The following is a 19,312-nucleotide window of genomic DNA, read 5'->3' as shown; positions in this document are numbered from 1 at the left end:
TCGCGTTCGATCGTCAACACACGACGAGACGGATGGTGCACACGTTTACAGGCGGCCGCCGGTTCGTGAGGTCCTTTCACGAGCGAGGGCGTGGTCCGGGAGGACTTCCCGGCACCACCGCCGTGTTCCGGCCGGTCGTCCGTGCCGAACACCCACTCGTCAGGATTCCTCGATCCGACCGGGCGGCCGCCTGCGTTCGCGTGGTTTTCACCCGTGCGGGGAGTGCTCCCCACACGGGTGAGGCACCGTTACCGAGCCTGCTCGAGCTGCTGCGACACCGTCCGCAGCAACTCGTCCCAGGACTTCTCGAACTTCTCCACGCCTTCCCGCTCCAGCACGGTGTAGACGTCGTCGAGGTCGATGCCGATCTCGGACAGCGAGTCGAACACCTGCTGCGAGGCCCCGGCGGTGCCGCTGACCGTGTCGCCCAGGACGTTGCCGTGGTCGGCGACCGCTTCCAGGGTGGACTCGGGCATGGTGTTGACCGTGTTCGGCGCCACCAGTTCGTCGACGTAGCGGGTGTCGGAGTAGGCGGGCTCCTTGACACCGGTCGAGGCCCACAGCGGCCGCTGCCGGTGTGCTCCGACCTGTTCGAGGGCCTGCCAGCGCTGGCCGGTGAAGACCTCCTCGTAGGCCGCGTAGGCCAGCCGGGCGTTGGCGATGGCCGCCTTGCCGTACAGGTGCTCCGGTCCGTCCAGCTGCTTCAGCCGCTTGTCGATCTCCGAGTCCACACGGGAGACGAAGAACGAGGCGACCGAGAAGATCCGGCTGATGTCGTGCCCGTTCTCCCTGGCCCGCTCCAGGCCGGTGATGAAGGCGTCCATGACCTCGCGGTAGCGCTGCACCGAGAAGATCAGCGTGACGTTGACGCTGATGCCCTCCGCCAGCGTGCGCGTGATCGCGGGCAGTCCCTCCACTGTGGCCGGGATCTTGACGAACAGGTTGGGGCGGTCCACCGCCTTGGCCAGTTCCAGGGCCTCCTTGACCGTGCTCTCGGTGTCGTGGGCCAGCCTCGGGTCGACCTCCAGCGAGATGCGGCCGTCCTCACCACCGGTGGCGGTGTGCACCTCGCGGAAGACGTCCGCCGCGTCGCGGATGTCCTTGGTCATCAACTCGCGGACGGCCTCTTCCACCCCGGCACCCCGACCGGCGAGTTCACGTACCTGGTCGTTGTAGTCCGCCGCGTTGGACAGCGCGCTCGCGAAGATCGTGGGGTTGCTGGTGACCCCCACCAGGTTCTTGTTCTCGATCAGCTCGGCCAGATTGCCCGAGTTGATTCGCTGCCTGGACAGGTCGTCCAGCCAGATGGCCACGCCGGCGTCGCTGAGTGCCTGCAGATTGCTGTTGCCGCTCACTAGTTACCTCCGTCGTTCGCAGCGGTTGCGGTTCGGCCGGGTGCGACCGGTCTCAGTTCGACCGCGCGCTGCTCAGGCTCCGCCGGGCCGCGGCGACCACGGCTTCGGTGGTGATACCGAACTTCTCGAACAACGTCTTGTAGTCGGCCGAAGCACCGAAGTGCTCCAGCGAGACGATCTCGCCGCTGTCACCCGTGAAGCGGTACCAGGGTTGCGCGATACCCGCCTCGACGGCGACCCGCGCACGCACCGCGGCCGGCAGCACCCGCTCCCGGTAGCTCTCGTCCTGCGCGTCGAACCACTCGACGCACGGCATCGAGACCACGCGAGTGGGGACGCCCTCGTTCTCCAGGATCCCGCGGGCCTCCACAGCCAGCTGCACCTCGGAGCCGGTGGCGATGAGCACCAGCTCCGGTGTACCCGAGGAGGCATCGGCCAACACGTAGCCACCCCGCGCGACACCCTCGCTGTCGGTGCCCTCCAGCGTCGGCACGCCCTGGCGGGTCAGCGCCAGCCCGGCCGGCCCCTCGGACCGTTCCAGCACGCTCTTCCACGCGGCGGCGGTCTCGTTGGCGTCGGCCGGACGCACCATCGACAGGCCGGGGATACCGCGCAGGCTCGCCAGCTGTTCCACCGGCTGGTGGGTCGGCCCGTCCTCGCCCAGCCCGATCGAGTCGTGGGTCCAGACGTAGATGGTGGGAACCCGCATCAGCGCCGCGAGCCGCACCGCGGGCCGCATGTAGTCGGAGAAGATCAGGAAGGTGCCGCCGTACGGCCGGGTGCCGCCGTGCAGCGCGATCCCGTTGAGCAGCGAGCCCATGGCGTGTTCCCGGACGCCGAAGTGCAGCGTGCGGCCGTGGGGCTGCGCCTGGAACATCTCCGTGGAGATGCTCTCGGGGCCGAACGAGTCGGCGCCCTTCATCGTGGTGTTGTTGCTCTCGGCCAGATCGGCCGAACCGCCCCACAGCTCGGGAAGCACATCCTTGAGCGAGGCCAGCACCTCGGCGGACGCCTTGCGGGTGGCGACGCCCTTGGCGTCCGGTTCCCAGCTGGGCAGCGCGTTCGCCCAGTCGGCGGGCAGCTCACGGGCGCTCAGCCGGTCGAGCAGTGCCTTGCGCTGCGGGTTCTCCGCCGCCCACGAGTCGAAGGCGATCTGCCACTTCTGGTGCGCGGCCCTGCCCTGCTCGGCGACCGTGCGGGTGTGGGCGATCACCTCGTCGGCCACCTCGAAGGACTTCTCCGGGTCGAAGCCCAGCGCCTTCTTGACCTCGGCGACCTCCTCGCCGCCCAGCGCGGCGCCGTGGGACTTGCCGCTGTTCATCTTGTTCGGGGCCGGGTAGCCGATCACCGTGCGCAGCACGATCAGGCTCGGACGCTCGGTCTCGGCGCGCGCGGCTTCCACCGCGTCTAGGAAGCCCCGCACGTCCTCGCCGCCGTCGACGGTGACCACGTGCCAGCCGTAGGCCTCGTAACGTTTGGCCGTGTCCTCCGACAGGGCGATGTGCGTGTCGTCCTCGATGGAGATCTCGTTGGAGTCGTAGATCACCGTGAGGTTGCCCAGCCGCTGGGTCCCGGCCAGGGAGGACGCCTCGGAAGTGACACCTTCCTCGATGTCACCGTCGGAGGCCAGCGCGTAGATCTGATGGTCGAAAACGCTCTCGCCCGGCTCGGCGTCCGGGTCGAACAGGCCGCGCTCGCGCCTGGCGGCCATCGCCATGCCGACCGCGTTGGCCAGTCCCTGGCCCAGCGGGCCGGTGGTGGTCTCCACACCCGTGGTGTGGCCGTACTCCGGGTGTCCGGGCGTGGCCGAGTCCCAGGTGCGCAGCGCCTTGATGTCTTCCAGCTCCATCCCGTATCCGCACAGGTAGAGCTGCAGGTACAGCGTCAGGCTCGAGTGCCCGGCGGAGAGCACGAAGCGGTCCCGGCCGATCCAGCTCGCATCGTTGGGATCGTGGCGCAGTACCCGCTGGAACAGCGCGTACACGGCCGGGGCCAGGCTCATCGCGGTACCGGGGTGGCCGTTGCCGCACTTCTCGACCGCGTCGGCGGCCAGTACGCGGATCGTGTCCACGGCGCGTTGGTCCAGCTCGGTCCAGTCCTCGGGAACTCGTTTGGTGGTCAAACGGGCAAGGTCGTCTGTGACGGACACTCCTCGCGGCTCCAGTTTCCCTCGCGCGGTGAATCCGGTCGAACTTGACCGATTCGTTCCGCTGTTATCCCTCGTCCAACGTGCAGCGTAATCCTGTTGTGTGCTCGGTGTCGCGACCCGTCCGCCTCGTGGATGCGTTCGATGCCTCACCCCCGTTCGTGTGAACGCGCGAAACGTGCTATCCGTGTTCGGATCATCACTCGGAGTCATCGAATCGAGGCTTCCTCGCCGCCTCGACGCGGGAAGCCGCCTTCGACGGAGGAAGTGGAAAAGCACGGATCCGTTTCCCGTGAACAGGATGCCGGTGCCGCGGTTCGGACGAACTCACTCCGCCTCGGCGTGGCATTCCACCTCGGGGCAGTGCTCCGGCTCTTCCCGTCGCTGCCTGCGCGCGCGAGCTCGTCGAACGAGCACGAGCCCCGCGATTCCGACGGCCAGCACGCCGAACACCACCCAGCTGGCGTTGCCGAGTATCGCCCCCACGCGTTCCAGCGAGGCTCTGGCCAGCGCACCAGTGCACACGTAGACCAGCGACCACAGCGCCGCCGCGGACAACGAGGCAGGCAGAAAGCGGTTGTAGCGCAGTTGCGAGACCCCCGCCGCCGCGGGTGTGAAGGTCCTGACTATCGGCACCAACCTGGTCAGAAAGATCGCCAGACCCCCGTGTCGATCCAGTGTGGCGGTGGCCTGGTCCCAGCGTCGCACCCCCATGCGTCGCACGATCGAGGTGGAGCGCATCGCCGGGCCGTAGCGTCTGCCCAACAGGTAACCCACGTGGTCACCCCCGGAGCCGCACACGGTGACCACCAGCAGCATCACACCGAGCAGTGCCGGGTTGTCCACGGAGGCACCGGCGATCAGCACGCCGGTCTCGCCGGGGATGAACATCCCCATCCCCAGGCCGGACTCCACGAACGCCATGGCCCCCGCGACGGTGAGGAGCAGCTCGTCGGGAAGTGACGAAAGCGTGTCCAACACGTCGGAGACCAGCGGCATACGTGTGCTCCAGAACTACGTAGTGATCGCGCGGGAGTTTCCCGCACGATCCTACACAGTCACTCTTTCGATTCAGTTTTTCAGTAGTGGTTCGCCGTCCCGGTCGTCGTGGCCGTTTCCGTGACGGAATCCCGCACGGGGCAGCGGGGTCGACTGCGCCGGCAGCAGATGCGTCCCCGACCGGTCCGTGGTGACGCACAACGAGCAGACGACGTCCTCGTGTGTCGGACAGGCCAGCACGTCGGGCCGTTCGAAGTCCTGCCCGCACACGTGGCAGCGGTACGCGGTCGCCACGGGAGTGCCCGTGCTGTCGAACCTGGGTTCGGGGATCCCGTCGTCGGTGCGCCGCAGGTAGAACCTCCCTCTGGTGGCGATGGCGACCATCGGGGGCAGCACCAGCGCGAGCAGCACCGCCGCGATCGGCGAGTAGGGCTGCAAGGCGGAACCCAACGCCCCGAAGTACATCGCGATCGAGATCACGCTCGCTGCCGAGAACGAGATCACTCCGACCGGGTTGATCGGGTGCAGCATCCCCCTGCGGTACTCCGGCACCCGCGGCGAGAGACGCAGCAGGTACTTGTTCAGCACGATGTCCGAGGCGACCGTGACCACCCACGCGATCGCGGTGTTGGCGTAGAAGCTCAGCACCGAGTTCAGGAACGCGAACATGTTCGCCTCCATCAGCACCAGTGCCACGGCGAGGTTGCCGAACACGAACACGTTGCGTCCCGGGTAGCGACGCGTGAGCCTGGTCGCCGAGTTCGTCCAGGTCAGCGAGCCGGAGTAGGCGTTGGTGACGTTGATCTTGATCTGGCTGACCACGACCAGCACCACGGCCAGGGCCACCGCCAGCCATCCGGGCAGGAACAGCCCGTAGACGCCGAGGAACTGCTCCACGGGTTCGGTCGCGGCGGAACCGGCCAACCCCAGCACGAAGAACGCCAGAAAAGCCCCGGTCGCCTGTTTGAGCGCGCCGAACACCACCCAGCCCGGTCCGGCCGCGACCACCGAGATCCACCAACGCCGCGAGTTCTCCCGGGTCTTGGGTGGCATGAAGCGCAGGTAGTCCACCTGCTCGCCGATCTGGGCCATCAGCGACAGCGCCACCCCGGCACCGAGCAGCACCGCGGCGACGCTCACGCCGCCCGAGCCGTCCCGTCCCGCGAAGGCCAGCCATTCCCCCAGGGAACCGGGATCACTGAGCACCAGGTAGGCCATCGGGGCGACCATCAGCAGCAACCACACCGGCGTCGTCCAGACCTGCAGTTTACTCAGGGCCGACATGCCGTAAACCACCAGTGGGATCACGATCAGCGTGGTGATCAGGTATCCGAGCCACAGCGGGATCCCGAGTCCCACCCGCAGCCCCTGCGCCATGATCGCCCCCTCGGTGGCGAAGAAGATGAAGGTGAAGCTGCCGAAGATGACGCTGGTCAGCACCGAGCCGTAGTAGCCGAACCCGGATCCGCGAGTGACCAGGTCGAGGTCGATGTTGTAGCGCGCGCAGTAGTACGCGATGGGCAGCCCGGTGGTGAATATGATCAGTGCGGCCACCGCTATGCCCAGCAGCGCGTTGCTGGTGCCGTGCGTGAGCCCGATGCCGGCTCCGATGGAGAAGTCGGCGAGGTAGGCGATGCCGCCGAGTGCCGTGGTCGCGACCACGGGAGGACTCCATCGCCGATAACCGCGCGGGGCGAACCGCAGGGTGTAGTCCTCGAGCGTCTCGTCGGCCGCTCGGGTGGTCGTGCTCGCGTCGCTGGTCTGCCGCGGCAATACGCACTCCTCTCACCGTTTCGCTCTCCCGGCGGGCTGAGCCGGGTGCGGCGGGGATTCTGGTGCGGTTCTGTTGCGCGGTGACTCCGAACGTGTTTCCGGAGTGTTTTCCCGTAGCGTTCTCCGCTCGAACACACGGCGTGCTTGTTCGGGAGCTCCGGGACGCTCGGGCGGTGTTCGTCGGCAGGGCCGTGAAGTTACTTCCGGTGTTTACGCGGCAATTACGTCCCGGAAAAGCGAGCAGGATTCACTCGGGGTGACGTCGATTTCCCAGTTCCGGAGGCAGTGATGACCACTATTCACGAGCAGCTCGGTGGCGAGCCCGCAGTACGCGAAGTCGTCTTCCGGTTCTACGAAAAGGCACTGGCCGATTCCCGGCTGGCCGGGTACTTCCACCGGGTGGATCTGAGCCTGCTGCGGGAACACCAGGTCCGGTTGTTCACCGCCGCGCTCGGTGGTGCCGGGGCGGTCGATGGTTCCGGCGCGGGCGCCGAGCCGGACACCGCCTCTGCGGAGGGAATCCACCACGACGAGTACGACCTGGTGATCGGGCATCTCGCGGACTCGCTGCGTGAGAGCTCCGTACCGGAGCCGCTGCTCACCGGAACCCTGTTCGCCATCGCCCCCCTGGCCAGGGACGTGATCACCGTCCCCGTGGTGACCACGTGACACCGCCGTTCGGTTCCGCCGGGCACACCGTCGCCCACGGCTGAAGCGGAGTCCGCCGGGACGGGTTCGCACTGTCCCGGCGGACCGCGATCAGGGTTCCAGCAGTACCTTTCCGGTGGTTCGGCGCCCTTCCAACGCCTCGTGGGCGTCCGCCGCCTCGGCCAGCGGATAACTGCCCCCGATGCGGATCCGCAGTTCGTTGCGCGTGATCAGGTCGAACAGCTCACCCACCCGCCAGTCCAGCTCCGCGCGGTCCAGCATGTGGTGCGCCAACGTCGGCCTGGTGAGAAAAACCGAACCCGCCGAGTTGAGCCGCTGTGGATCCACTGGCGGCACCGGGCCACTGGCGGCGCCGAACAGCGCCAGCGTGCCGCGCGGACGCAGCGAGGCCAGGCTCGCGTCGAAGGTGTCCCTGCCCACCCCGTCGTAGGCGACGTGCACCCCGACTCCGCCGGTCAGCTCCCGCACCCGCGAGGCCACGTCCCGCTCGGTGTAGCGAATGACGTCCTCGGCCCCCGCCTCGCGCGCCAGCCGTTCCTTCTCCGGAGTGGAGACCGTGCCGATCACGTGGCCGCCGCGCAGCGTGATCAGTTGCGTCAGCAGCAGCCCCATCCCACCGGCCGCCGCGTGTACCAGCGCGACCGTGCCCGGCTTCACCACGTGCGTGGAGGCGGTGAGGTAGTGCGCGGTCAGGCCCTGCAACATCGCGGCCGCGGCGGTGCGCTCCCCGAGCGCGGTGGGCAGTGCCACCGCTTTGTTCGTGGGTACCACGGCGCGCTCGGCGTAGCTGCCCGGAACCATGGCCCACGCCACCCGGTCGCCGATCTCGAAGCCGTTCACACCGGACCCCACGGACAGCACGGTCCCCGCACCTTCGGAGCCCGGCGTGAACGGCAACGACACCTGGTAGAGCCCACCGCGCTGATAGGTGTCGATGAAGTTCACCCCGCTGGCGGTGATTCCGACCAGCAGCTCCTCCGGGCCGGGTTCGGGGTCCGCCACGTCGACGGTGTGCAGCACTTCTGGGCCGCCGTGCTCGGTGACCTGGACAGCGCGCATGCGCGGCCTCCTGATCCGTGGTTTCGCCTGGCAGTTCCGTGGCGTTCGATCATGCCACGAGAACTCCGTTCGGTACCGCTCAAGGTGATTCCAGCGGCATGTCCCGAGCATTCGCCGGGTGGTGTGGCTCACGCGTCGCTCCGTTACCGACCGGGCTACCGTTACGATCAGCCGCGTGACTACGCAGCAGACTGGTGAGACCGCGCCGACGCGGCCCCCGAAACGTGCCGTGGCCACTGCCACCGAGTTCGTCGCCCGACACGGCGGTTCGGCACGTGCCGTGGTGGAGAACCTCGGCAAGGGCGGGGCACGGATAGTGCTCATCGGCCAGGACGGCGCGCTCGGCGACGTACTGGTTCCCGACCCGACAACGGGTGAGTCGGTCGTCGAGGCCGTGGCAGGTCTGGAAAGCGGTGACTGGGACTCCGATACCGCGGCGGCGTTGACGATCGGACCAGCCCACCGCAGGAAGATGGCGGGGGCACGCGCGAGGTGACCAGCGATCCGCACCGAGCCGGTGGCCGTCCTCGCGTGCTGCTGGCGACCTACTCCGACATGCCCGAGTCCCACGAGGACGAGCGGTCGTTGCTCGCCGCGCTCGACGAACTGGGAATCGACAGTCGCTGGGCGGTGTGGGACTCCCCGGCCGAACCCTTCGAGACCGCGGACCTGGTGGTGCTGCGCAGCACCTGGGACTACACCTCGCGGATGAAGGAGTTCGTGGACTGGTGCGAGTCCGTACCGGCGTTGGCGAACCCGGCGCGGGTGGTGCGCTGGAACAGCGACAAGCGGTACCTGGCGGAGCTCGCCGAGGCCGGGGTATCGGTCACTCCCACCCGGGTCGTGGAGCCCGGTGATCAGGCGCGGGCCGACGACGATCCCGAACTGCCGGAGCGGGAGTTCGTCGTCAAACCCACGGTGGGCGCCGGTTCGCGGGGCGCGGCGCGGTTCCTGCCCGAACAGCGCGAACGGGCCCTGCTGCATCTGCGTTCGTTGCACGATGAGGGCATCCCTGCGCTGGTGCAGCCCTATCAGCCCGTGGTCGATCGAGAGGGTGAGACCGCGCTGGTCTTCTTCGGCGGGGTGTACTCGCACGGGTTCGTGAAGGGGCCGTTGCTGGACCCGGCCGATGACGCGGCTGGTTCGGCGGATCTCGGCAAGGGGCCGTTCGCCACCGATCCCGCTCCCGAGCTGCGGCGGGTCGCCGAGGACGTACTCGACGCCACCGGGCAGCTGTTGGGCGTGGCGCGGTACGAGTTCCTCTACGCGCGCGTGGACCTGGTCCGCGGCGACGACGGCGACCCCATGTTGCTGGAGCTGGAGCTGATCGAACCGCGGCTCAATTTCCTGCTCGCCGACCGGGCGGCTCCGCTGCGCTTCGCCTCGGCCGTGCGCGCCGAGCTCGCGCGCCGTGCTTCCTGACTCGCACCGGGCCGCCTGACCCGGTTACTCCGTCCGGCTCGTCGCGGGATCGGTGGGTGGGTCCTCACCCCGGTCCCGCGTAAATTTCTCGCGAAATCGCCGTGCCGGGGAGGCGTCTTGCCTTGTGTGTCGGTTGCACCTATGGTTTCAGTGTTTAGCGAAACCGATCACGGTGCTTCCGTGGTCCGGATCCGGAAGCGAGCACACCAGTGGTCGAGTACACCCAGCGCACGGACCGCCCCGCCATGTCGGAGTGGATCGAGCAGATGGCGGCCTACTTCGAGTCCACCGAAGGGATGCCGCTGATCGCCGGGCGAGTCCTTGCCTTCCTGCTGATCTGCGATCCGCCGGAACGCACCGCCGCGGAGCTCTCGCACGCGCTCAGTGCCAGTACCGGCTCGATCAGCACCAACGTTCGGTTCCTGGTGCGGCTGGGGATCGTCTCCAAAACCACCCGGCAGGGCCGAGAGGCCGCGCTCTACCGGGTGGAGGAGCATCGTTGGCCGGAGCTGGTCAGCGCCCGGATGCACCGCATGGTCGAGCTGGAGAGCCTGATCGACTCCGGGCTGCGCATGTTCAGCGGACAGGGGGAGCGCGCCCGCAGACTGCGGGCGGTACACGAGTTCTACCAGTGGCTGTCCGAGGAGATCCCGGAGCTGTGGCGTCGCTGGGAACGGGACTCCCGCAGGCGGAGCTGATCCGGCAGGCTCCCCGAGTTCACCCCCCGACGCGCCACCCCGGCGACAGCGGGTTCGTTCAACCACTCACCGGTTCGCTCGCGACGTGAACCGAGCGCGGCTGCCGCCGGTTGGGAGCCGGACCCCGGTAGCGGGACTCCGCCCAGAGCAGGGACACCGTCGCGATCACGATCGTGGAGCCGAGGACGTGGGCCACCACCAGCCCCTCGGGAACCCCGGTGACGTACTGCACCGAGCCGATCACCCCCTGCGCGAGCACCACGAGGCAGGCGGTGGCGTAGGCACGCAGCAGGCCACGAGTCGGCGAGGTGCCGCGCAGCCAGAACCCGAACACCGCCAGCAGGCAGAGATAGGCCATCACCAGCAGCCCGTGCAGCTGGGTCAGCAGCGGAATGGACATCGGCAGCCGCGGGGTGCTCGGGTCACCGGCGTGCGGACCCGCCGCCGTGACCAGCGTGCCCGCGAACAACATCGCGGCCGCGACCGCTGTCAGCGCCACCAGAACGCCGCGCATCCTGCCGGTGACGACCGGATACGGTTTCTCGTCACCCTCGCCCGCTGCCTTGACCAGCAGCCCGGAGATCCAGATCAGCACCGCCGATGCCATGAAGTGCAGCGATACGCTCCACCAGCGCAGATCCAGCAGCACCGTCATACCGCCGATCACGGCCTGCACCGGAACGCCGATCAGCACCAACCCGGCCAGCAGGCGCAGTCTCGGGCGGACCGGGCGCACTCGCCATGACAGCAGCAGACAGATCAGCGCCGTGGCCGCGACGACCCAGGTCAGCAGCCGGTTGCCGAACTCGACGGCTTGGTGCAGCGGCGCGATATCGGCGTGCGAGACCGGCACCATGCTGCCGGGGAAGCACTGCGGCCACGTCGGACAGCCCAGTCCCGAGCCGGTGACACGCACGACCGCGCCGGTTACCGCGATCATCATCTGGGTGACCAGTACCGCGACGGCCGAGGCGCGAACCAACCGGGCGGAGGGGCGGGTTATTCGTTCTGGCAACGACAGGGTCGGCACGAGACGATGGTAGGCACACCAGGGCGTCGCCCGGCGTGGGGGACCGCGCGTCGGTGTCGCACGCCACGGTGGTGATTCCCGTCGGACGGCGACCACCACCGTGAGAGTGCGGAGACCGGTGGAGTCAGTGCTCGAAGATCCGTTTCGGCACCGCGCCGGCCTCGTGGAGCTGTTTGCTCAGCGCGCCGCCGTGTTCGAGCAGCTTGGCGAACTCCGAGGTGTCGAGCGCGCGCCACGGTTCCAGCGAGGCCGCGTCGGTGGTGTCCTCGATCTCGTCGAGCAGTTGTTCACCGGCCGTTGTCACCGCTCCGGAGGAGTCCAGCAGGCCCCGGTCGGCCAGTTCCAGTTGTGCGTCGGTCCACTGTTCCTCGGACCAGGCCCGGGTCTGTTTCAACGTCGCGGCGTTCATCCCTCGTCCGGCGGCGCTCTGCAGCACGGGTGCCTGCAGCGGGCCGAGTCCCGCCTGTTGCAGTACGGCGATGTGCGCGTCGCCCCGGAACTCCCGTAACAGTGTCAGGGCGTGCCACAGGCGCAGGTGCGGTTCGTCCGGGTACTCGATCTCCGCGTGTCCGGCGAACAGAGGTTTGCCCGCGGGCGAGCACCTCTCGGCGGCCTTGGCCGCGAGCCGTCCGGCTTCGTCGACCGCCTCCGAACGGACCGCTTCCCGTCCCAGCATTCGTTCCAGGGCTCCCGAGACCGCTCGGAACCGTGCGGCGACGATGTCCTCCGGAGCGGCGATCGACCAGGCGGCGGGAATGTGTTGGCGCACCAGTTCGGGGTTGAAGTTGTAGAAGGTGGCGGTCACCAGGTTCGCCCCGACGGCGCCCAGCGGGGCGGCACGGCTCGCGAAGTAGGCCCTGCTCCAGGAGTCGATCCCGAGCTCGGACATTTCCCGTTCCAGCTCGGGAGCGAAGTAGATCATGGCGTGCGGTAGGTCGAGCGTCTTTTTGGCCCGGCGTGCGTGTTGGGTTTCCATGGCCCGCACTCTAGTGATCCCCGGACCGCGCCGGAGCCGGGATCAACTGAGGCGGGTGGTGCGCACCGCCAGGGCTCCGGCGATGACTCCCCAGCACAGCAGGACCAGTAGTGATCCCGCGGTGGGTGCCGTCCCGTCGGCGAGACAGGCGTCGAGCGCTTCGGCCAGGGCTCCGGAGGGCAGGTACTCGGCGAGCGAGCTCATGACGCCGGGCAGGTGCCGGGCGGGGATCGCGAGTCCGCCCGCCAGCAGCAGCGCGAACCAGGTCGTGTTGGCTACGGCGAGCACCGTCTCGGCCCGCAGCGCGCCACCCACGAGCACCCCGCCCGCACCGAAGACGAGTGTTCCCAGGATCAGTACCGGGACCGCCGCCGCCACGCCGGCACCGGAGGGGTGCCAACCGAGTGCGAGGGCGGTCCCGCCGAGGACCACGGTTTGCAGTGCCACGACCAGCAGTGCGGCGAGCACGCGGCCCGCGATCAGCACCCAGCGGGGGAGGGCGGTGGCGCTGAGGCGTTTGATCACGCCGTAGCGGCGGTCGAATCCCAGTGCGATGGCCTGCCCGGTGAATCCGGTGGACATCACCGCGAGCGCGAGTATCCGCGGGGTGACCGAGTCGACGCGGGGCTGTTCCACCAGTCCGATGTCGAGGGTACTCATCCCGATCAGCAGTACGAGCGGGATCAGCAGGGTCAGCAGTGCCTGCTCCGGGTGCCGCAGCGTCAGCAGCGATTCCGCCCGCGTCTGGGTGAGCAGCATCCGCAGCGGATTGGCCCGTCCCGGGGAGGGGCGGAAGGTTCCCGGTGCGAAGGTGGGTGTCCGGGTGGTCCGTTCCGGTGCGTTCGCGAGCCCCTCGTACGCGCTGTCGGAGCTTTCCTGTCGTGTCAAGCGCGTAGCTCCCGTCCGGTCAGTTCGAGGAAGACGTCTTCCAGGCTGCGTCTGCCGATCCGCAGTTCGTCGGCCATTACTCCGTGCCGGGCACACCACGCCGTCACGGTGGAGACGGTCTGCGGGTCGATGTGACCCCGCACCAGGTACTGTCCCGGACGCACTTCCCGGGCGGAGCACCCTTCCGGCAGCGCGGTCAGCAGCGGTTCGAGGTTCAGTCCGGGGCGGGACCGGAAGTGCAGTTCGCGGTGTTCCTCGTCGCCGGAGGTGAGTTCTTCGGGGGTGCCCCGTGCGAGCACACGGCCGTGATCGATGATCACCACCCGGTCGGCGAGGGTCTCGGCCTCGTCCATCAGGTGGGTGGTCAGCAGCACACCGACCCCGTCGGCGCGGAGCGCCGACATCAGTTCCCAGACCAGGTTGCGCGCGTGGGCGTCCATTCCCGCGGTCGGTTCGTCGAGGAAGACCAGTTCCGGTCTGCCGACCAGCGCGCACGCCAGTGACAGTCGTTGTTGCTGCCCGCCGGACAACCGCTTGTAGGGGGTCGTGCGCACTCCGTCGAGTCCGAGAATGTCCAGCAGCCAGGCCGGGTCGAGCGGCTCGGCGCAGCAGGCGGCCACCAGGCGCAACATCTCCTCGGTGCGCACACCGGGGTAGGCACCGCCGCCCTGGGGCATCACCCCGATGCGGGGGCGGAGCCGGGCACCCTGGTCGACCGGATCGAGTCCGAGCACTCGGACCTGCCCGGCCTCGGGACGCAGGAAGCCCTCGCAGATTTCCACGGTGGTGGTCTTGCCGGCGCCGTTCGGGCCGAGCAGGGCCAGCATCTCACCGCGCGCCAGGTGCAGGTCGATCTCGGACACGGCGGTGTTGCCGCCGAATCGTTTGGTCAGCCCCCGTGCCCGCACAGCGGCGGAGTCGGCGTCTGGGTTCACGCTCCGCCAGCCTAATACCGTTCTTCCGGCACGGTTTTCGTAGGTGCTCGTTCGGCGGAACCTCGGGAGCCGGTGGTGAGGTTCATCGTGAGTCCGTCGTGGCCGGTTGACGCAGGTTGGGCAGCAGCCGCGGCACCCTGCCGCGGGTGAGCAGCAGGATCGCGGCGAACGCGATCAGGGCGGCGATCACGGCGAACGGGATCATGTAGTAGCGCAGTACGTACCCGGCGCCCGTCGGGGGCACCAGCAGCGCGACCGAGGCGCTGATGGCGATGGTGACCACCCGGAACCGCGAGTCGTTCGTGGACACCGCCAGCGGCGCGAGCGCCCACAGCAGGTACCAGGGGTGCAGCACCGGGCCGAGCAGCGCCACGGCTCCCAGGGTTATCCCCAGCCCGGTCAGGGGTTCGATCCGGCCGCGGAAGGAGGTCCAGAGCAGTCGTAGGCACACCAGCGCGCTGATCCCGTATCCGATCACCTTGGTGATGCTCAGCATCGCGTCGGTGTGGTTGCCGAGTCGCAGCAGCATGCTCACGCCGCCGCCGCCGAACATGCCGACCGCGGTCATCGGGGCCAGCCATGTCTTGATGCGGTTCGGCACGTCGAACGTTTCGAGCCAGCCCAGGCCCCAGCCGCTGGTCACCGTGATGACGGTCATGGTCGCGAGGAACACGGCGACCATCGCCGCGGCCACGAGCAGCACGTCGGTGAGTCGGCCGCCACGTCGGCGCGCCAGATACATCCCCAGGAAACCGAGGGCGATGAAGGCGGGGGGTTTCACGGCTCCCGCCACGACTATCACCACCGACCCGACGACGAGTCCCACCGGGCGCGGCAGCCGCAGTCCCAGCTCGATGCCCGCCAGCATCAGGCCCATCAGCAGCGCCTCGTTGTGCATACCGCTGACCACGTGGAACAGCACGATCGGGTTGGCCGCGCACAGCCACAGCGCGCACACGGGCGGCACGCCGCAACGCCTGGCCAGGTGGGGAATGGCCCAGACGGCCAGCGCCAGCGACAGCAGCATCACCACTCGCCACAGCAGCACGCCGAACACGATGTTCTCCCCGACGATCGCCGCGATGCCCCTGCCGAGCATCAGGAACAACGGCCCGTAGGGGGCGGGGGTGTCCCGCCAGATGTTGGGGACGTTGCCGGTCAGCGGGTTGTCCACGCCCAGTGCCTCGGAGGGGCCGAATTCGTAGGGGTCGGCTCCGCTGGCAGCCACCGCGCTCTGTGCGAGGTAGGCGTACATGTCGCGGCTGAACAGCGGTGGGGCTATCGCCAGTGGAAAGCCCCACATGACTATGGTGCGGCCGAGCTGGGTGTGCGAGACGAGGCGGCTCCGTCCCGGCAGCGCGAGCCTGCCCAGCCACAGCCAGCCGATCACGACCATCAGCATGCCCAGCCAGGCGCAGGCCATCGCGACGGTGGGCATGCGGGCGGGCAGGCTCAGCACGCGGATTCCGGAGATCGGGTTGTCCACCGGTGCCGCTCCCGCTCCGACCGCGGCGAACGCGAGCAGCAGGGCACCCGTGGTGCCGAACCGGCGTACGAGTGCCAGCTGGCGGCGTTCGTTCCGGTCGAGTGGTCCCGGGACGTCGTTCGTCTCCGGTGCGATCGTGGTCGTTCCGGCGTCCTCCCGTGCTCGGTCCCGCCGGCCGGAGTGGCTCCTGTCCGAGTCGCCGGTGTCGGTTGCTTCGCCTGCCGCCATGTTGACCGAGCCTAGCCACTCGATCGACGGGTACGTGGCAAGGGCGAGTGGTGCGTTCGGGCAACCGGAGTGTGAGACAACTCATGTGCTCGGACCTGCCCGCTGTCGTGCCGTTCCAAATTAGGTAACATCAGTGTTGTGAAAAACGTCGGAACCTCCCCAGCGGGCGCGGCGGTCGAGTGGGCCGCCGAGGAGCCGGGCTCTGCGCGGCAGGGTGCGGCTCCGAGCGCCGGTGACGGGCGGACCCGGCAGCTGGTCGCCCGGACAGTGCTCGAACAGGGCCCCGTCACGGCGGCCGGGATCGCCGAGCGGCTCGGTCTGAGCCCGGCGGCGGTGCGCAGACATCTCGATGCGCTGGTCGCCGATGGCGAGGCGTGGATCAGAGAGTCCTCGTCTCGCGGCCGCAGGGGGAGGGGACGTCCGGCTAAGCTGTTCCTGCTGACCGAGAGCGGGCGGGCACGGTTCGGCCATGCCTACGACGATCTCGCCGTCTCGGCCTTGCGGTTTCTGGCCGAACAGTCCGGCGAGCAGGCGATTCGCTCGTTCGCCGAACGGCGGATGGCCGCTCTGGTCGAGCACCACCGTGAGGCGTTGGCAGCGAGTGGGACCGTCGCCGAACGGGCCCAGGTGTTGGCTGACGCGCTCACGCGGGAGGGCTATGCCGCTTCCGCGCGAACCGTCGGGTCAGGGGAGCAGCTTTGTCAGCACCACTGCCCGGTGGCGCATGTCGCTGCGGATTTTCCGCAGTTGTGTGAGGCCGAGACGGAGGCGTTCGCCGAAGTTCTCGGCACCCACGTGCAGCGGCTGGCCACGATCGCCAACGGCGACGCGGCCTGCACCACGCACGTTCCGCACGCACGATCGGAGGACCGTACGGCGAGCCGTCCGGAAACCGATCACAACGCTGTCGCTTCGGGATCCGCGTCGCGGAGTCCGGACCGACAGGACACTGCCCCGAGTCCTCATGGAGGGGAGCCCGTATGACTGCCGCTGCGGAGCAGCGCACACCCACCACGGTGCCCAGTTCCGAACCAATGTCCCAGGAAGAAACCCTGGCCACACTCGGTAATTACGAGTACGGCTGGTCCGATCCGGACGTCGCGGGCGCGAACGCGCAACGCGGCCTCAGCGAGGCCGTCGTCCGGGAGATCTCGGAGCGCAAGGAAGAGCCCGACTGGATGCTGCAGGCGCGGCTGAAGGCGCTCGGGCTGTTCGATCGCAAGCCGACGCCCGCCTGGGGCGCCGACCTCTCGGAGATCGACTTCGACAACATCAAGTACTTCGTGCGCTCCACCGAGGAGCAGGCACAGACCTGGGACGACCTGCCCGAGGACATCAAGAACACCTACGACAAGCTGGGTATCCCCGAGGCGGAGAAGCAGCGTCTGGTCGCCGGTGTCGCCGCGCAGTACGAGTCCGAGGTCGTCTACCACAAGATCCGCGAGGACCTCGAGGAAAAGGGTGTCAAGTTCCTCGACACCGACACCGCGCTGCGGGAGCACCCCGAGATCTTCGAGGAGTACTTCGGCTCGGTCATCCCGGCCGGTGACAACAAGTTCTCCGCGCTCAACACGGCGGTTTGGTCCGGCGGCTCGTTCATCTACGTGCCCAAGGGCGTGCACGTCGACATTCCGCTGCAGGCCTACTTCCGGATCAACACCGAGAACATGGGCCAGTTCGAGCGCACCCTGATCGTGGTCGACGAGGGTGCCTACGTGCACTACGTCGAGGGCTGCACCGCGCCGATCTACTCCACCGACTCGCTGCACTCGGCCGTGGTGGAGATCGTCGTCAAGCGCAACGCCCGTTGCCGCTACACGACCATCCAGAACTGGTCCAACAACGTCTACAACCTGGTCACCAAGCGTGCCAAGGCCGAAGAGGGCGCCACCATGGAGTGGGTCGACGGCAACCTGGGCTCCAAGGTGACCATGAAGTACCCGTCGGTGTTCCTGATGGGCGAGCACGCCAAGGGCGAGGTGCTCTCGGTGGCCTTCGCCGGTGAGAACCAGCACCAGGACGCGGGCGCGAAGATGGAGCACATGGCGCCGCACACCTCCTCCTCGATCGTCTCCAAGTCGATCGCGCGTGGCGGTGGGCGCACCTCCTACCGCGGGCTGGTCAAGGTGGCCAAGCGCGCCAACCACTCCTCGTCCAACGTCAAGTGCGACGCACTGTTGGTGGACAACATCAGTCAGTCGGACACATACCCGTACGTGGACGTCCGGGTCGACGACGTGACGATGGGCCACGAGGCCACCGTGTCCAAGGTCAGTGACGACCAGCTGTTCTACCTGATGCAGCGGGGGCTGACCGAGGACGAGGCGATGGCCATGGTGGTGCGCGGGTTCGTCGAACCGATCGCCCGCGAACTCCCCATGGAGTACGCCCTGGAACTGAACCGTCTGATCGAGCTGCAAATGGAAGGGGCCGTCGGCTGATGACGGAGTCGACTCTCGAAACGTCCGGCCAGAACGGCCTCGACGAGCGCGATCCGCAGAACTCCGCGGTGCCGCCGCGGAGTTCTCGCGGGCACCGCTTCACCTCCTACGACGTGCGTGCCTTCGAGGTGCCCGGTGGGCGTGAGGAGGACTGGCGCTTCACGCCCATGAAGCGGCTGCATGGACTGCACGACGGCTCGGCCGAGGCCACCGGTTCGCTCGATGTGGAGGTCAGCGGGGACTCCGCCGTGAAGGTGGAGACCGTGGACCGCTCCGACGAGCGGCTGGGCGCGGCCGGCGCTCCCGCCGACCGGATCGCCGCCCAGGCGTGGAGCTCGTTCACCGAGGCCACCGTGGTCACGATCCCGAAGGACACGCAGGCCACCGACCCGGTCACCGTCACCGTGCACGGCCCGGGGCAGGACCGGACCGCCTACGGGCACCTGCAGGTCCGGGCCGAGCCGCTGTCCGAGGCCGTGGTCGTGCTGGACTACCGCGGTTCCGGGATCATCGGCGACAACATCGAGATGATCGCCGAGGACTCGGCACAACTGTCGGTGGTGACCATCCACGACTTCGCCGACGACGCCACCCAGGTCTCCTCCGAGCACGCCTACCTCGGCAAGGACGCGGTGTTCCGCCACTTCGCCGCCTCGCTGGGCGGCGATCTCGTGCGGGTCAACACCAAGGTGACCTTCGGTGACCGCGGCGGCGACGCCGACGTGCTGGGGGTGTACTTCGCCGACAGCGGTCAGCACCTGGAGCACCGGCTGTTGATGGACCACGCGCAGCCGAACTGCCGCAGCAACGTCACCTACAAGGGGGCACTGCAGGGCGATTCGGCCCGCTCGGTCTGGATCGGCGACGTGCTCATCCAGGCGGCGGCCGAAGGGACCGAGACGTTCGAGCTGAACCGCAACCTGGTGCTCACCGAGGGAGCGCGTGCCGACTCGGTGCCCAACCTGGAGATCGAGACCGGCGAGATCGCCGGTGCGGGTCACGCAAGCGCGATCGGGCGTTTCGACGACGACCAGCTGTTCTACCTGCAGGCCAGGGGGATTCCGTACGACCAGGCACGCAGGCTGGTGGTACGCGGCTTCTTCGGCGAGCTCCTGCAGAAGATCACGGTCGACGAGGTCCGCGAGCGGCTGGAGGCCGCGATCGACAAGGAACTGGCGGCGGTCGGAGCATGAGCCGGCCACGGCCG

The 19,312-nt window shown here is 68.5% G+C and carries 17 protein-coding genes; 7 read left to right on the top strand and 10 right to left on the bottom strand.

The window, feature by feature from the left end; genetic code table 11:
- Positions 1-248: 248 nt before the first annotated feature.
- From tal to BM394_RS03255, 4 genes are all read right to left on the bottom strand, one after another.
- Positions 249-1,355 carry a transaldolase gene (gene tal, locus BM394_RS03270; RefSeq protein ID WP_092973493.1) on the bottom strand — a complete coding sequence of 369 codons (1,107 nt, stop codon included), beginning with the start codon at positions 1,353-1,355 and terminating at the stop codon, positions 249-251.
- Between the two features lie 52 nt (positions 1,356-1,407).
- Positions 1,408-3,477, bottom strand: a complete 2,070-nt coding sequence (gene tkt / locus BM394_RS03265) for a transketolase (RefSeq protein ID WP_092973491.1) — start codon at positions 3,475-3,477, stop codon at positions 1,408-1,410.
- Between the two features lie 351 nt (positions 3,478-3,828).
- Positions 3,829-4,500, bottom strand: coding sequence for a DedA family protein (locus BM394_RS03260; protein ID WP_092973489.1), 672 nt, complete (start codon positions 4,498-4,500; stop codon positions 3,829-3,831).
- 72 nt (positions 4,501-4,572) lie between these two features.
- Entirely contained in the window at positions 4,573-6,273 is a 1,701-nt protein-coding gene (locus tag BM394_RS03255) for a purine-cytosine permease family protein (RefSeq protein WP_217643315.1), read from the bottom strand.
- Between the two features lie 288 nt (positions 6,274-6,561).
- On the opposite strand from BM394_RS03255, the gene BM394_RS03250 reads away from it, so the two are divergent.
- Entirely contained in the window at positions 6,562-6,942 is a 381-nt protein-coding gene (locus BM394_RS03250) for a group I truncated hemoglobin (RefSeq protein ID WP_092973486.1), read from the top strand.
- Positions 6,943-7,032: 90 nt separating this feature from the next.
- On the opposite strand, the gene BM394_RS03245 is transcribed toward BM394_RS03250, so the two are convergent.
- On the bottom strand, positions 7,033-8,001 hold the full coding sequence (locus tag BM394_RS03245) for a quinone oxidoreductase family protein (RefSeq protein WP_092973484.1): 969 nt from the start codon (positions 7,999-8,001) through the stop codon (positions 7,033-7,035).
- A gap of 175 nt (positions 8,002-8,176) precedes the next feature.
- On the opposite strand from BM394_RS03245, the gene BM394_RS03240 reads away from it, so the two are divergent.
- From BM394_RS03240 to BM394_RS03230, 3 genes are all read left to right on the top strand, one after another.
- Positions 8,177-8,497: a hypothetical protein gene (locus BM394_RS03240; RefSeq protein WP_092973482.1), complete on the top strand. Its 321-nt coding sequence runs from the start codon at positions 8,177-8,179 to the stop codon at positions 8,495-8,497.
- Positions 8,498-8,556: 59 nt separating this feature from the next.
- Positions 8,557-9,423 (top strand): ATP-grasp domain-containing protein, encoded by an 867-nt coding sequence (locus BM394_RS03235; RefSeq protein WP_092973756.1) that lies wholly within the window; start codon positions 8,557-8,559, stop codon positions 9,421-9,423.
- Between the two features lie 209 nt (positions 9,424-9,632).
- On the top strand, positions 9,633-10,121 hold the full coding sequence (locus BM394_RS03230) for a GbsR/MarR family transcriptional regulator (protein WP_092973480.1): 489 nt from the start codon (positions 9,633-9,635) through the stop codon (positions 10,119-10,121).
- A gap of 58 nt (positions 10,122-10,179) precedes the next feature.
- Here the strand turns inward: BM394_RS03230 and BM394_RS03225 are convergent, their stop codons facing one another.
- The 5 genes from BM394_RS03225 to mptB form a co-directional block, all read right to left on the bottom strand.
- Complete coding sequence (locus tag BM394_RS03225) at positions 10,180-11,151, bottom strand: COX15/CtaA family protein (protein ID WP_092973478.1); 972 nt, start codon at positions 11,149-11,151, stop codon at positions 10,180-10,182.
- Positions 11,152-11,275: 124 nt separating this feature from the next.
- Positions 11,276-12,127 (bottom strand): SCO6745 family protein, encoded by an 852-nt coding sequence (locus tag BM394_RS03220; protein WP_092973476.1) that lies wholly within the window; start codon positions 12,125-12,127, stop codon positions 11,276-11,278.
- 42 nt (positions 12,128-12,169) lie between these two features.
- Positions 12,170-12,886, bottom strand: a complete 717-nt coding sequence (locus tag BM394_RS03215) for an ABC transporter permease (protein WP_092973753.1) — start codon at positions 12,884-12,886, stop codon at positions 12,170-12,172.
- Between the two features lie 125 nt (positions 12,887-13,011).
- Positions 13,012-13,950 (bottom strand): ABC transporter ATP-binding protein, encoded by a 939-nt coding sequence (locus BM394_RS03210; RefSeq protein WP_092973474.1) that lies wholly within the window; start codon positions 13,948-13,950, stop codon positions 13,012-13,014.
- 82 nt (positions 13,951-14,032) lie between these two features.
- Positions 14,033-15,664 (bottom strand): polyprenol phosphomannose-dependent alpha 1,6 mannosyltransferase MptB, encoded by a 1,632-nt coding sequence (gene mptB, locus BM394_RS03205; RefSeq protein ID WP_092973472.1) that lies wholly within the window; start codon positions 15,662-15,664, stop codon positions 14,033-14,035.
- 138 nt (positions 15,665-15,802) lie between these two features.
- Here mptB and BM394_RS03200 point away from each other — a divergent pair, with 138 nt between their 5' ends.
- The 3 genes from BM394_RS03200 to sufD are packed head-to-tail and all read left to right on the top strand — an operon-like array spanning position 15,803 to position 19,298.
- Positions 15,803-16,648, top strand: a complete 846-nt coding sequence (locus BM394_RS03200) for a helix-turn-helix transcriptional regulator (protein ID WP_092973470.1) — start codon at positions 15,803-15,805, stop codon at positions 16,646-16,648.
- Positions 16,645-18,105, top strand: a complete 1,461-nt coding sequence (gene sufB / locus BM394_RS03195; RefSeq protein WP_092973468.1) for a Fe-S cluster assembly protein SufB — start codon at positions 16,645-16,647, stop codon at positions 18,103-18,105. Before BM394_RS03200 ends, sufB begins: the two co-directional genes overlap by 4 nt.
- On the top strand, positions 18,105-19,298 hold the full coding sequence (gene sufD, locus BM394_RS03190) for a Fe-S cluster assembly protein SufD (protein ID WP_092973466.1): 1,194 nt from the start codon (positions 18,105-18,107) through the stop codon (positions 19,296-19,298). Before sufB ends, sufD begins: the two co-directional genes overlap by 1 nt.
- Positions 19,299-19,312: the final 14 nt, after the last annotated feature.

This window comes from Actinopolyspora lacussalsi subsp. righensis (genome assembly GCF_900116555.1).
Lineage (GTDB): Bacteria > Actinomycetota > Actinomycetes > Mycobacteriales > Pseudonocardiaceae > Actinopolyspora > Actinopolyspora lacussalsi.
The sequence above is the reverse complement of the archived record's forward strand: the minus strand, read 5'-3'. Positions and strand labels throughout refer to the sequence as shown.